The 13,486-nt window shown below is 51.8% G+C and carries 11 protein-coding genes; 3 read left to right on the top strand and 8 right to left on the bottom strand.

The annotated features are described in order from the left end of the window. Nucleotides 1-155 precede the first annotated feature (155 nt). The 3 genes from ABD880_RS07215 to ABD880_RS07225 all read right to left on the bottom strand — a co-directional run bounded on the left by ABD880_RS07215 (nucleotide 156) and on the right by ABD880_RS07225 (nucleotide 5,297). Entirely contained in the window at nucleotides 156-1,148 is a 993-nt protein-coding gene (locus tag ABD880_RS07215) for an FAD:protein FMN transferase (RefSeq protein ID WP_345164149.1), read from the bottom strand. 746 nt (nucleotides 1,149-1,894) lie between these two features. Further along, nucleotides 1,895-4,189, bottom strand: coding sequence for a GH92 family glycosyl hydrolase (locus ABD880_RS07220; protein WP_345164152.1), 2,295 nt, complete (start codon nucleotides 4,187-4,189; stop codon nucleotides 1,895-1,897). Nucleotides 4,190-4,346: 157 nt separating this feature from the next. Further along, the gene (locus ABD880_RS07225; protein ID WP_345164154.1) at nucleotides 4,347-5,297 is read right to left on the bottom strand and encodes an NADP-dependent oxidoreductase; all 951 of its coding nucleotides are present in this window, start codon (nucleotides 5,295-5,297) and stop codon (nucleotides 4,347-4,349) included. 301 nt (nucleotides 5,298-5,598) lie between these two features. On the opposite strand from ABD880_RS07225, the gene ABD880_RS07230 reads away from it, so the two are divergent. After that, the gene (locus ABD880_RS07230) at nucleotides 5,599-7,065 is read left to right on the top strand and encodes an aminoacyl-histidine dipeptidase (protein WP_345164156.1); all 1,467 of its coding nucleotides are present in this window, start codon (nucleotides 5,599-5,601) and stop codon (nucleotides 7,063-7,065) included. Between the two features lie 10 nt (nucleotides 7,066-7,075). Here the strand turns inward: ABD880_RS07230 and ABD880_RS07235 are convergent, their stop codons facing one another. Then, nucleotides 7,076-7,312, bottom strand: coding sequence for a hypothetical protein (locus tag ABD880_RS07235; RefSeq protein ID WP_345164158.1), 237 nt, complete (start codon nucleotides 7,310-7,312; stop codon nucleotides 7,076-7,078). Between the two features lie 577 nt (nucleotides 7,313-7,889). Between ABD880_RS07235 and ABD880_RS07240 the strand changes: the two genes are divergently transcribed. Continuing rightward, a complete protein-coding gene (locus tag ABD880_RS07240; protein WP_345164160.1) occupies nucleotides 7,890-8,924 on the top strand; it encodes a J domain-containing protein in 1,035 nt (344 codons plus the stop codon). 168 nt (nucleotides 8,925-9,092) lie between these two features. Beyond that, nucleotides 9,093-9,284 (top strand): CsbD family protein, encoded by a 192-nt coding sequence (locus tag ABD880_RS07245; protein WP_066509709.1) that lies wholly within the window; start codon nucleotides 9,093-9,095, stop codon nucleotides 9,282-9,284. A gap of 219 nt (nucleotides 9,285-9,503) precedes the next feature. Here the strand turns inward: ABD880_RS07245 and ABD880_RS07250 are convergent, their stop codons facing one another. From ABD880_RS07250 to ABD880_RS07265, 4 genes are all read right to left on the bottom strand, one after another. Then, the gene (locus ABD880_RS07250; protein ID WP_345164165.1) at nucleotides 9,504-9,863 is read right to left on the bottom strand and encodes a hypothetical protein; all 360 of its coding nucleotides are present in this window, start codon (nucleotides 9,861-9,863) and stop codon (nucleotides 9,504-9,506) included. A 211-nt stretch (nucleotides 9,864-10,074) separates the two neighbouring features. Further along, on the bottom strand, nucleotides 10,075-10,326 hold the full coding sequence (locus ABD880_RS07255) for a hypothetical protein (protein ID WP_345164167.1): 252 nt from the start codon (nucleotides 10,324-10,326) through the stop codon (nucleotides 10,075-10,077). A gap of 14 nt (nucleotides 10,327-10,340) precedes the next feature. Continuing rightward, nucleotides 10,341-10,709, bottom strand: coding sequence for an arsenate reductase (glutaredoxin) (arsC, locus tag ABD880_RS07260; RefSeq protein ID WP_345164169.1), 369 nt, complete (start codon nucleotides 10,707-10,709; stop codon nucleotides 10,341-10,343). A 1,094-nt stretch (nucleotides 10,710-11,803) separates the two neighbouring features. Then, nucleotides 11,804-13,462, bottom strand: coding sequence for a M1 family metallopeptidase (locus ABD880_RS07265; protein ID WP_345164171.1), 1,659 nt, complete (start codon nucleotides 13,460-13,462; stop codon nucleotides 11,804-11,806). Nucleotides 13,463-13,486: the final 24 nt, after the last annotated feature.

Genomic DNA, 13,486 nt, shown 5'->3' on the forward strand with positions numbered 1-13,486 from the left:
CGTGCGGACACAAGCGGACGCTTGCGCCATGGCTCTTTATAGATAGTAGAACTAGCGCCATGACTATGGCTGACTAGGAGTAATTGCTTGGAGTCTGGAGACTCCAAGCATCCATAGACACGAGTCATAAGACTCGCGCCATATAAAAGAGGTAATTACTGCTCTGGGCTAAACTGACTCATGTCCAAATTAGGCGAGGAAATGACTTTTCCGCCATCCGTAATCATGATGCAACTGTATTGCGGGTATTTTTTCAAGAGCTTCAGGCCTTTCTTTTGCCCCAGCACCATGATGGAGGTACTGAAGCCGTTGGCCATCTCAGCGCTGGGTCCGAAGACCGTCACGCTGGTCAGGCCGGTAGACGGATAGCCGGTGGCAGGATTGATGATGTGGGAATAGCGCTTTCCGTCAAACTCTACAAACTTTTCATAGCTCCCAGACGTCACTACAGCGCTTTGCTTCAGCGGGACCACGGCAAACAGACTGTCTTTCTGGACGGGATTGGTGATGCCAATTATCCAGTCGGTACCATCTGGTTGCTTGCCCCAGGTGCTCATATCTCCTGAGCCGTTCACAATGCCTGCTGGTATGTCACGGGCCAGCATTAAGTCGCGGCAACGGTCAGTGGCGTAGCCTTCGCCCAGCGCCCCGAAGCCAATCTTCATGCCCTTCTTTTTCAGGAAAATGGTGGAGTTTTTCTTGTCTAACACAATGTTTTTGTAGCCTACCTTCTCTACAGATTTCTTCACGGCCTCGGGTGTGGGCATTTCTTCCATGGAGCCGTCAAACTTCCAGATGCGGTCCATGGCGGCAAAGCTGATGTCAAAGCCGCCTTTGGTTAATTTAGACAGGCACAAAGCACGTTGGGCTAAGGCGAAAACTTCTGGGTCTACTTTGACGGGCGCAATGCCGGCCATGCGGTTCACCTCTGAAATCTGCGTTTCTTCCTTCCAGTCTGAGATGAGGTATTCAATGCGGGTCACCTCTCCTATCACCGCGTCAATGCTTTTTTCTGCCGTCAGAGAATCCTTCGCCACGATGGTAATGTCAAACCGACTCCCCATTAACTTGACGGTTCGCTTTCTTAACACCTGGGCATTGACGGTGAAACTGAACACTACTAGAAATAGGAGGACAACTCTTTTCATGCTACAAATTTCGGCATTTTAAAAGAAGCCGACACGATTAGGCGGATGGAATGTATTACCACCCTTATAAATTGTAACGCTTCTCGTTTTTGGCTTATTTTCTGGAAATCAGATTAAAAACAATGTCCTTTTCGGGGGCTTTCAGCTTCTACCCACTGCTACTGCTTTTGTGCACGCAGTTGGTTATTCCTGAGAAGGTTCTTCCTTCCGGTGCCCTTATGCCGCGTTGTTTCATTTTTACCGCCAAGCGCTCGCGGCCGCGGGGCCCCGTCTTCCCGCCTCGCGCTGTACCAGTTTGCCTCCTTTGTATGGTCACCACCTTGCCGGTTTAACCAGTATAGCCTTGTCGTGACCGCTGTCAGGACAGAGGCGGCAACCTGCTTAGGCGGCTCGCCGGAAAGACTGGATTGGTTGCGTTTGGCAAGGACTGTTACCAATCGCTTCCATGTTCTGGGATTTATCTTCTTGTGACCTTCTAAGACACCTCTGCTTTCCAAAACTTTAACCATTCGCAGATTCCCCCCTTGAGGGTTGCCCAAACGAGAGTTTGAGGCACCGAGCGTAGCTCTAAGGGGGTGTCTATACCATCAGATGAAAAAGCTCCCCTCTCTATTGGAGAGGGGCTGGGGTGAGGTTTAACCTTATTCCCGCACAACACGCCAAAACAAAGTCCCTTGCCAATTGAACTTGACAAGGGACTTTACTAGAGTTGAAAATTATAGACTATCGCCTTTAGCTAACCAAGACTACTTCTTTGCCTTACTGCTCATGTAAAAGGTGAGTTTGCCGCCATTGGCCAAGTCAGCGTGATTCAGGAAGGGTTGCGTAAGGGCCTTGCCATTCAACTCTACTTTCTGCACGAAGACGTTTTTGTCGCTTTGGTTTTTGGCTTCAATAGTGAAGGTTTTTCCATTCTCCAAGGCTATGGTGGCTTCTTTCACGGAGGGGCTTCCTAACGCATATTGCGTAGAGCCGGGGGCTACGGGGTAGAACCCGAGGGAGCTGAACAAGTACCAGGCACTCATCTGGCCGCAGTCATCGTTTCCGCCCAGGCCGTCTACGGTGGCTTGGTACTGTTTCTTGAGGATCATGCGCACGCGTTCCTGGGTTTTCCAGGGCTGGTCGGTCCAGTTGTAGAGGTAGGCTACGTGGTGGGCAGGTTCGTTGCCGTGCACGTAGTTGCCAATGATGCCTTCGCGGGTAATATCCTCGGTGTCGGCAAAAAACTCATCTGGAAGGTGCATGGTGAAGAGCGAATCCAAGTGCGGTACAAATTTCTTGTTTCCGCCCATTACTTGAATCATCTCGGCGGGCGCATGCGGCACATACAAACTATAGTTCCAAGCGTTGCCTTCAATAAAGCCCTGGTTGTGGGTGCTCAAGACATCAAACTCCTTCTTGAAGGTGCCATCGCTCAGCTTAGGACGCATGTACCCAATGCGGGTGTCATACACGTTCTTCCAGTTCTGGGCGCGCTTGCTGAACTCCTGGTACACCTCTTGACGGCCTAGTTTTTGAGCTACCTGGGCAATGCACCAATCGTCATAGGCATATTCCAGCGTCTTGGACACCGAGGAGCCATTCTTGTCTTCGGGCACGTAGCCTAGTTGCATGTAGTATTGCAGGCCGTCATAATAGCCTTGGCGGGCCGTGGCCGCGCAGGCGTCCAGGGCGCGGTTGGCATCGCCAGTGTACGTGCCTTTCATAATAGCATCTGCAATCACCGACACACTGTGGTAGCCAATCATGCACCAGTTTTCATTGGCGTGGTGCGACCAAACCGGCAACATGTTGTGTACGCTCTGGTCATAGTGTGCCAGCATGGAGCTAACCATATCGGCGTTGCGTTTGGGCTGAACAATGTTAAACCACGGATGCAGGGCGCGATACGTATCCCAAAGCGAGAAGGTAGTATAGTTGGTGAAGCCGTTGGCTACGTGGTTGTTCTGGTCCAGGCCGCGGTACTGGTTGTCTACGTCCATGTAGGTGGTTGGCCCCAGAAAGGTGTGGTACAGCGCAGTGTAGAAGTTGATGTAGTCGTCCTTGGTTGGCAACACGGCGCGCACTTTCCCAAGCTCCCTATTCCATAGCGCTTGGCTTTCATTCTTCACGCGGTCAAAATCCCAATGCGGAATCTCAGCACGCATGTTCGCCAAAGCCCCTGCCGTACTCACCGGCGACAGCGCGAATTTGATTTTCAGCTTCTCTCCTTCCTCTGTCTTGAAATCGAAGTAAGCGCGCAACTGTTTGCCCGCCATCTCCGGGAAGTTCTTGGTCTGGTCAAACTTGCGCCAGAAGCCTTTGTACACCTGCGCTTTGCTGTAGTCTTTGTTGCCGTAGCTGGTGAAGGGCTTGGAGAAAGACATGGCAAAATACACGGTGCGCGTTCTGGCCCAGCCGTTGGTCATGCGGTAACCGGTAATCAAAGTATCATTTTCAATTCGCAAAAAGGTCCAGGTGTTCTTATCCTCATAGTTGTAAATGCCGTGCATCAAATCCAGGATGATGTGCGCCTCGTCTGACTTCGGGAAGGTGTATTGGTGCATGCCCACGCGGTTGGTGGCCGTGAGCTCTGCCTGAATGTTGTGGTCGTCCAGCTTAACGCTGTAATAGGCCGCCTCTGCGCGCTCATTGTTATGCGAGAACTTGGACCGAAAACCGCTCCCTGGTTTAGCCTCCGTGCCGGGATTCAATTGCAGTTTGCCGGTGGTGGGCATGATCAGGAAATCGCCTAAGTCTGAGTGGCCAGTCCCAGAAAAGTGCGTGTGGCTGAAGCCCACAATGGTAGGGTCATCATACTGGTAGCCGGCGCAGTATTTGTACACGTCCTTGTTGTACTTGCCGCCCATCTCATAGGGTATGGTATCTGTGTCTGGTGACAGTTGGACCATACCAAACGGGGCCGTGGCGCCGGGGTAGGTATGGCCCATTTTAGCGGTACCAATCATAGGATTCACCCAGCGCACCAAGTCAAAAGGCGGCTTCTGGGCAAAGGCTGAGAACTGCAAGAACAAGAAAGCGAGGAAGAAGAGTTTTCTCATGGCGGGGAAAATATGATGCAGGAAAAGTCCCGCCTAAAGATAGAAGGATGCCGCTAAAAAAAGGATTCGTTTTTAGCCTGATTTCTAGGAAAGAGGCCAAAAACGAATCCGTCTGTAGTTTACTCTAAGTAAGCGCATTCTCTGCGTTTGATTTCAGCTAAGGCACAATCACAATCTTACCGGTGGTATGATGGGTTTCTATCTGGCGCATGGCCTCGGCGGCTTGGTCCAAGGTGTAAGTACCGCTCACATGGACCTTGAGTTCCCCTGCTTCGGCTAGCTGGCACAAATGCTCCAATTGAGTGGAGTTGGGCTCCACAAACACGTACTGGAAGTTGAGGCTCTTGTCCAGGTCCTGGCCTTGGTTTAAAATGGAGACTAGCTTTCCCCTGGGCTTGAGCGCTTCCAGACTTTGGGTGAGGGTTTCGCCGCTGGCCGCGTCAAAAATCAGGTCCACGCCTTCTGGGCAGATCGCTTTCACGGCCTGGCCCACTTGGTTGTCTTTGTAATCAAGGGTATGGTCGGCGCCCAGGTCTTGCATGAATTTGTGGTTTTTCTGGCTGGCCACACCAATGACGGTGGCGCCTTTGTCTTTGGCCAACTGGATGCCCAGACTACCCACGCCGCCTGAGGCGCCCAGAATCAAGACCGTCTGCCCAGCTTGTAGATGGCCTGCATCAAACAGAGACTGGTACGCTGTCAAACCCACCAATGGAATACCGGCGGCTTCCTCAAACCTCAGGTTCTTAGGCTTAAGCGCCAGGTAACTTTCGGGCAGGACGATGTATTCGGCAAAGGTACCGTGTTGTACGGTGGGTCTTCGGGCATAGGCGTACACTTCGTCGCCGGGCTTGAAGCGGCGGGCACTAAAACCACATTCTTCTACCACGCCCGCCATGTCCCAACCCGGTATCACCGGAAAGTTCAGAGGCAGAAAATCCTTGAGCCAACCTTCGCGCACGGCAGCGTCTACGGGGTTGACGCCGGCGGCTTTTATGCGCACCAAGACCTCGCCCTCCAGGACGGCCTGCTGGTTAAGCTCTCCTATTTTTATCTGGCCGGCATCTCCATAGCATTCATAATAAGCGGCTTTATTTTTCTTAGACATAGTATTATTGAGTGAGTGAGTGAGTGAGTGAGTAATTACAATTAGTTGGAGGCCTTGCTATAAAATCCCTCTTGGTTTTACCTCTAATTCTCATGAGGGTTTTGGTTAAAAGCTGCGGACTTGTCTATATGAGCCGGCCGTTTTTGGCCTTATTTCCAGAAAAAAGGCCAAAAACGAGGACTCCATCTAGAGTAAATTGCCTTTTGGAGTCAGAACCGTTTACTACCTTTACCCCCGAAACAGAATCCCTTCTTCCAGAAGAATTTGTCTCTGGGCGGCAGGGCTAACCAAAAGAAACAGTATGAGCAGTCAGATAGAATCTTTAGAACCAAAAGCCCTGTGGCAACATTTTTCGGCCTTGAACGCCGTTCCAAGACCCTCTAAAAAAGAAGAGCGCGTGATCCAGTTCATGCAGGAGTTCGGGAAGAGCCTGGGCCTGGAAACCATCACGGATGAAGTGGGCAACGTCATCATCAAGAAGCCTGCCACCGCCGGCATGGAAGACCGCCCAACCCTGGTATTGCAAAGCCACCTGGACATGGTGCACCAGAAAAACGCCGACACGGAGTTCGATTTCAATACCCAAGGCATACAGATGGAAGTGGACGGTGACTGGGTAAAAGCCAAAGGCACCACCTTGGGCGCCGACAACGGCATTGGCGTAGCCACCATCATGGCTTTACTCTCCTCCACAGACGTTGCGCACCCCGCTTTAGAGGCTTTGTTCACCATTGACGAGGAAACCGGCATGACCGGTGCCATGGGCTTGAAAGGCGGTTTGCTGGACGGCTCCATTCTCTTGAACCTAGACACCGAAAACGACCAGGAACTGACCATTGGCTGTGCGGGTGGTATTGACGTAACAGCCACGGGCAACTACCACTCAGAAAGCATTCCGTTTGACTTCACGGGTTTTAAATTGAGCATTACCGGTTTGACCGGCGGCCACTCGGGCATGGACATTCACCTGGGCCGCGGCAACGCCAACAAGCTCATGAACCGCCTTTTGTACCAAGCTGCTGATAAGTTCAACGTGCGCGTGTACAGCATTGACGGTGGTAGCCTGCGCAACGCCATCCCAAGAGAATCCTTCGCGGAGGTGGCCGTACCCGAAGAGAAAGCTGAGGCGTTTGAGCAATTCATTCAAACGCAGGCTGACATCCTGAAAGCCGAATATGCTATCACCGACGCTCACTTAGAGGTGAAAGGCGAACACATTGACCTGCCATCTCTGGCTATTTCACAGGAGTTCCAGAGCCTACTGTTGCGCGTTTTGTACGCCTGCCCGAACGGCATTTACCGCATGAGCCCGGCTATTGAAGGCTTGGTGCAAACGTCCAACAACCTGGCCCGCGTGCTGGTAAAAGACGGCGAATACTCCTTGCAGTGCCTTACCCGTAGTTCGGTAGACTCTGAAAAATTAGACCTAGCCGATGCCATCAAGTCTACCTTTGAACTGGCCGGCGCCAACGTAACCTTTAAAGGCGCCTACCCGGGCTGGACGCCTAAGCCAGACGCAACCATCGTGAAACTGATGAGCGGCCTGTACCAAGAGTTGTTCAAAAGCGCCCCGCACGTGAATGCCTGCCACGCTGGCTTGGAGTGCGGCATCCTGGGCACCAACTACCCAGACATGGAGATGATCTCCTTCGGACCGAACATCACGGGCGCCCACTCACCAGACGAGAAAGTGCAGATTAGCTCTGTCCAGAAATTCTGGGGCTTCTTGTTAGAGACCTTGCAAAAACTGCCAAAAAAAGCAGCATAAACAATTTATATTATGTAATGGAAGCGCCTTGCTCAACTTGGTAGTTGAGCAAGGCGCTTCCATTTTCAGCCTGTTTTCTGGGAAATAGGTTAAAAATGGAATGAGCCAAGCAATGCGTTAGAGACAAGGCGGTGCCGTTGTCCCTACAATACCGCGCCAGCGCATACAGGCATTGCCACGTCTCCACCAGCAGTCCGCCCGCCGACCGACCTTGCGCAGGGCAGCCCTGGCTGTGCGCCCGGAGCATGGGCAGGGACCGGGCAGTGGCCTATCAACCAGCAAAGGCGTAAGCCCACTATGAAACGAATCACACCAGCCAGGTGCAGAGAGAATGAAGAAAAGACTGTCTGAGCGGCAGCGAGTTTCTTTTCTTCTTGATTCTTTTGGTTACTTTTCTCATCAAGGAGAAAAGTAACAAACGCCAATAGAAAAGTTAAGAGTTGAAAGTTTAGAATTAAGAGTTAGGAGGCAGAGGCTTGGACGGCAATCTTAGTCGTTGGTGAGAACACCAACAACGGCGGGCTGTTAAATGGCGATGAATCGAATTATCTTAGGACTCAGGATTCAGAACTCGTACGTCATCCCCCTACCCCCTCCCGGAACAAGTCCGGGATCTTCGACTTCAAAAGGGGACGAAGCAGATTGAGTTGCTGGTGCTAACACCAACAACACCAGTCCTGATGATAATGCTTCAGCAATTGACAATCAGCCATCAATCAAAACCGTTTTCAGCCTCCTTTCTAGAAAACAGCCTAAAAACGAACCTTACAAACCAGTACCTTTGCATCTCAGTAAACCTAGCAACCACCCAACGCTCTTCCCCCATGGCCAAACGCAAAGCCTCTGCCCCAGAACACTTACCCTCGGTGACGGGTTTGCGCACCAGCGGCGGCACGGCCAAGCAACAAGAGTTCAACCAGTACGTGGCCAGAATCAACTTCTTAAAAGAGCAGTTGGCCAGTCAGCGGGCGGCCTTGTCGCAGGCCAGGGTGCGGGTGCAGAAAGAAGTACAGCCGCTCATTACGCAACTGGTTGAGAAACGCCGCGCCTTCGTGCATCTCCTGGATCGGGCCTATCATCTGGAGTTCTTCCAGAAGCAGGAGAAAGAAAAAATAGCCTTCCTGATCCAGAAACTGGCCTATGACCTGATTGACACCTACGGCGCCGAGGATCTGAAAGACCTGTATGCGCAGTATGCCCCCAACACATTCGCCCCAGACCCGCAGGAAGAACAAGTACCAGAGATCCCAGAAGAAGAACCTGCGCCCGACATAGAAGATTATGAGGCCTGGGAGGCCCAACAGCAACAGCACCGCGAAGCCCAGCAAAAAGCCCGTCAGAAAGCCAAGAAGCAGAAAGAAAAGGCCTCTGAGCTAAAGCTGGAGCTGAGTTCGCTCACCAAGGCCAGCCGTAAGATCTATACCACGCTGGTCAAACTCCTCCACCCCGACAAAGAACTGGACCCCGAGGCCAGAATCTGGAAGGAAGAGGCCATGAAGCGCATCACCATTGCCTATAACCAGGACGACTTTTTTGAGTTGCTCAGGCTGCAGATGGAATTCCTGCACCTGGAGGAAGAACACCTGGACCAGGTACCCGAAGACCAGCTCACCTACTACCTGAAACTGCTCACCGACCAGATCCAGGACCTGGAGCGTGAGTTACAGCATTTCCAGACGGGAACGCAGGCCAATTTCTTTCAGCGGTTTGCTGGCACAGAGCGGCAGATGGACCTCAAATTCAGGAAGGTGAAGAAAGAGTTAAAGGACGAGTTAAGCCAACTGGACCTGGAGCTGAGAGTTTTACAAGAACCCCTGCAACTGCGCGAATTCTTAAAACAAATGCGTAACTTCCAGTAGGCGAACACCTTCTGTTTTCGGTTTAGTACCATGCGCTGAATGGCAAGTAAGAACATGTAGAAACCTCGCAAAAATAAGAGGGTAGTTCTGCCCGCTGTCCTCAACTTCTATAACCGCGCCTGCGTATATTATTACATATCTATATGTAACCTTATAAATAGAGAAGCCATGCACGAACATGAATATAGAGCCCGCGGTAACTGGAACGAAATCAAGGGCAAAATGAAGCAAGCGTACGGGGACTTGTCTGATGACGATCTAACTTATGACGAAGGTCAGGAAGACGAATGGATCGGGAAACTACAGCAGAAGATAGGCAAGGGAAAACACGAAGTTAAATCCTGGATTGATTCTCTGTAAGACAATTCCTCTGGCAGATCCCAAGGCTTGGCCTGTCCGGTAGAGCGGGGATTTCTTCTGGGTCTGTTACGTTCTTATAGTGAGCGTGACTTTGGGACTCGGGATTGCGATGAAGGGCAAAAGCGTCATACCTTTTGCAGTTGTTAATTCAAAAAAAGGAAAGGCTCTCTTTACCAAGAGAGCCTTTCCTTTTTTTATGGACTGTTGGGTAGCTGTTTCTTATTTGGCCGGGCTGGTTTGTGCAACATCCACCAGGGTCTTCATGCCTATAAAGGCCTTCTGCTGGTTGGGCGTCAATATTTCTAAGACAGAGGCAGAGAAGGCAGACTCAATGGTCGTTAGCTGGGCTACCAGTTCCTGACCAGTCAACGCGGTTTCAGCGGCTTTGATGGCCTCTAGCTTCTTGGTTTCAAACCCTTTTAGTTTTAGGTACTGCAACTCGTTCAACTGCAAGGTGTTGGCCAGCTCGCGGGCCAAAGTACCGGCAGACGCGCTAGATACCGCCGTAGGCAGCGTGCCCGCCATAGAAGAAGTAGCTATAGAAAGGGTCAAAACAAGGGCAAGAGCAAGGCTATTCATAAAGCAGAAGATAGTTTGTTGGTGTATCTGCTGCAAAGATGCACGTATATAGCACTTGCCTATTATTTATTAGGCGAACAGTCTCCTTTGCCAGATGAACACCCTTAAATCTCCGCTCAGTTATATGCTTTTCTAAAGGGAGTACTACTAGAACGCTATTTGCTCGGCTAGCCTACTTATTAAACGCTAGACCCGTCCTTACTTATTTCCTCTATCTGCTCATACCATGGGCACGTACAAACTCTTCAAAATGCCGTTCTTCCTGCTGTTCTGCTGCGCTAAGTTCTTCCAGATAGAGGTCACTCTGCCCTCTGGGGGAATAGAATGTCCATTTAAACGTGGGCCGATGTTTAATGAACAAATAACTGTCTATGAACTCGTCATGGTGGTACACGCCCAACCAGAGCCTCCCACATAGTCCTATCGCGCTTAGCATCCCTGCCGCCAGTACCTTTCTTTTCATCTGTACCTCCTGCCCTACAGGATGGTCAGCACATTCTGGGGCGGACGGCCAATCACGGCTTTGTCTCCGTTCACCACAATGGGGCGCTCCAGTAAGATGGGGTTTTCTACCAGTACTTGAATCCATTCGTCCTGCGTGAGGTGTTTGCCGGCGTACTGCTCTTTGTAAAGCATCTCTCCTTTCCTGATGATGTCTTCGGGGGCTAGTTGCAGTTTGGCCAATACGTCTTTTAACTCTTGCGCCGTGGGCGGATTAGTCAGGTAAGACACTACTTCAACGTCTTGTCCCGCGTTCTGGAGCAAGTCCAACGTCTCGCGGCTTTTACTGCATCTGTTGTTGTGGTAAATGGTGACCATGGCGGGATGGGTTTGGATGAAGGTCAAAGATAAGGATTGTGTTGGATTCTCGTTTTTGGCGTGTTTTCTGGGAAACAGGCGGAAAACGCCGTTTTGATAGATGGCTGATTGTCAATTGCTGATTGTTAAAGCATTCCCATCAGGACCGCCGTTGTTGGTGTTCTCACCAACTACCCGAACTGCTTCTCCAGTTGCCATTACTCTCTGGAAAAGACTTGGTGCACTTGCTTTGGCTGTTCCCTCGGTAATACCGTTTGTTCCGGTGCGAACTCACAGCTTTGTTGCATGGTCTCCGCTAAGCGCTCACGGCCGCGGGGCCTCGTCCTGGCCCTTCGCACTGCTGTTGTACTCTGGGCCTTTGGCCCCGCCTTTCAGGCGACGAAACAACAGAGGCGCTCAGGACCAAGACTGGTTCTGGTTCCAATGCTGCTTAAGCCTGTTGGTTGGAGGTAAAGTCCGTCCCTGTCGCTGCAGAGTCATTCGTGCTGGCGCACGGCTGTAACTATCTGCTGTCCCGTGGGCATGGTTCAAGTCTTGGACTTGGACCCATGATGCAGGCAGTTTTCAACTGCCGTTGGCCTTCTGCCTAGTGATGCACATTGCTACTTTACCACGCATTGCGTCCCCCTCCGGAGGGGGTAGGGGGAGGACAAGTACTCCTTCAGACTCAGGACTCAGAACTCAGGACTAAACAAGTATCTTCTGCGCCAAGGACGGCTCCAACCGCAGACTACCCCCTTGAGGGTTGCCCAAACGGGAGTTTGAGGCACCGAGCGTAGCTCTAAGGGGGGTGTTTACACCAGCAGATAAAACTGACAGAAAGAGGCAATGGGCCCAAGACAAGGCAGTGCCGTTGTCTCTACAAAAAAGGCTCCCCTCCTGTTTTAGGAGAAGTTGGAGGTGGTAAAATCTCGATGTTGCATGCCAAAGACAAGGCAGCGCTTGGTCTCTACTTACTCAGCAATGCCTACCCCCTCATCCTAACCTTCTCCCTCAGGGAGAAGGGACTTGGGTCATTGCGTTTTTGGCCCGTTTTTCAGAAAATAAGCCAAAAACGTAATAGTAGGCTGTTCATAAGATCCATAACCCAGTACTCAAAACTCAAGACTCAGGACTCAAAACTATTCCACCCGTTTGCTGGTCACGTAGAAGTTGGGGTCAACGGTTAGTTCGGCGGCGTTGCGGGAGACGGTGGCTTTCTTCCAGGTGCCGGCCACGGGTTTGAGCCATTTGGTTTTGCCACTTACTAGCACTTTGACGGGCATAGAGAAGGTGTCCAGGCAGTTGGTCCAGCGATATTCCAGGGTCTTGCCGTTGAGCTTGTATTCCAGCACGGGGATGCGGGTGTCACGTAGGTACTGGTCAAAGAAGCCTTTTAAGTTATGGCCGCTTTTCTGGGCCAGGTAGTTCTCAATCTGGGCGCCGGTCACGGTCTGGTGGTAGAAGTCCTGGTTGAGGCCGCGCAGAATCAGGCGCCATTTCATGTCATTGCCCACCAACTGCCTGATCATGTGGAGCATATTGGCGCCTTTGGGGTACATGTCACCGGAGCCGGCGTAGTTGACATCATATTTGCCTACAATGGGACGGTCGTTTCTGATGCCTTTCCGGACGCCAATAATGTAGGCGCTGCTGGCTTCTTTGCCGTAATGGTAGTCTAAAAACAGGTTCTCTGAGTAAGACGTGAAGGCCTCGTGCACCCACATATCAGCTATGTCTTTATAGGTGATGTTGTTGGCGAACCACTCATGCCCGCTCTCATGGATGATGATGAAGTCAAACTTGAGTCCCCAGCCGGTTCCGCTTAAGTCACGACCCAGGTAGCCGTTCTGGTATTGGTTGCCGTACGTCACCGAACTCTGGTGCTCCATGCCCAGATACGGCACTTCTACCAGCTTGTAACTGTCTTCATAAAACGGATACGGCCCAAACCAATGCTCAAAGGCCTGCAACATGCGCGGCACGTCCTTGAACTGGGCTTTGGCCTTTTCCAGGTTCTCTGGCAAGACGTAGTAAATGCAATCCAAGGGGCCTTTCTCGCCGGGGTAGACTTCAGAGAAGGACACGTAATTGCCAATGTTAAAGTTGACGCCGTAGTTGTTGATGGGGTTGGTGACGGCCCAATGGAAGGTTCTGGTGCTGTCTGCGTGTTCTTCAACCTTGCGCAGCCTTCCGTTAGAGACGTCTACCAGCGGCATGGGCACGTTCACCCGTATCATCATGCTGTCTGGTTCATCATACATGTGGTCTTTGTTGGGCCAGAAGAGGCTGGCGCCGTCGCCCTGCACCGAGGTGGCGATGAACGGATTTCCCTGCGTGTCTTGCTTCCAGGTGACGCCGCCGCTCCAGGGCGGGTTTACGCTCACCTGCGGTCTGCCGCTGTAATATACGTCTATGCAGTGCTGGGCGCCGGCCACCTGCGGCTGTTGCAGTTGAATAAACCAGGCGTTGCTGTCCTGGCGTACCACCAGGTTCTGGCCGTTCTGCGTGACGCGGTCAATGCGCATGGGCGCCTGCAAATCTATCTGCATAGTTTGGTGCGGTTGCAAGACTTTGTAGCTGATCTTGTTTTGGCCCTGCAGGGTGCTGTCCTTAAGACTTACCTTGATGGACAAGTCATAGTGGGTCAAGTCCCACCAGGCGCGCTCTGGCGTGATGGAGCCGCGCAACGTGTCTTGCCGCGTGAAGGTGGGCGTGGTCTGGGCCTGGGCGCTAGGGACGGTGCCTGCCAGAAGCAAGAACAGCGCAAGACCTACGTGCCAAAATTGAGGGGTTTTCATAACAGTGATTTGGTTGAGAATAGA

Source organism: Nibribacter koreensis (assembly GCF_039541795.1).
Lineage (GTDB): Bacteria > Bacteroidota > Bacteroidia > Cytophagales > Hymenobacteraceae > Nibribacter > Nibribacter koreensis.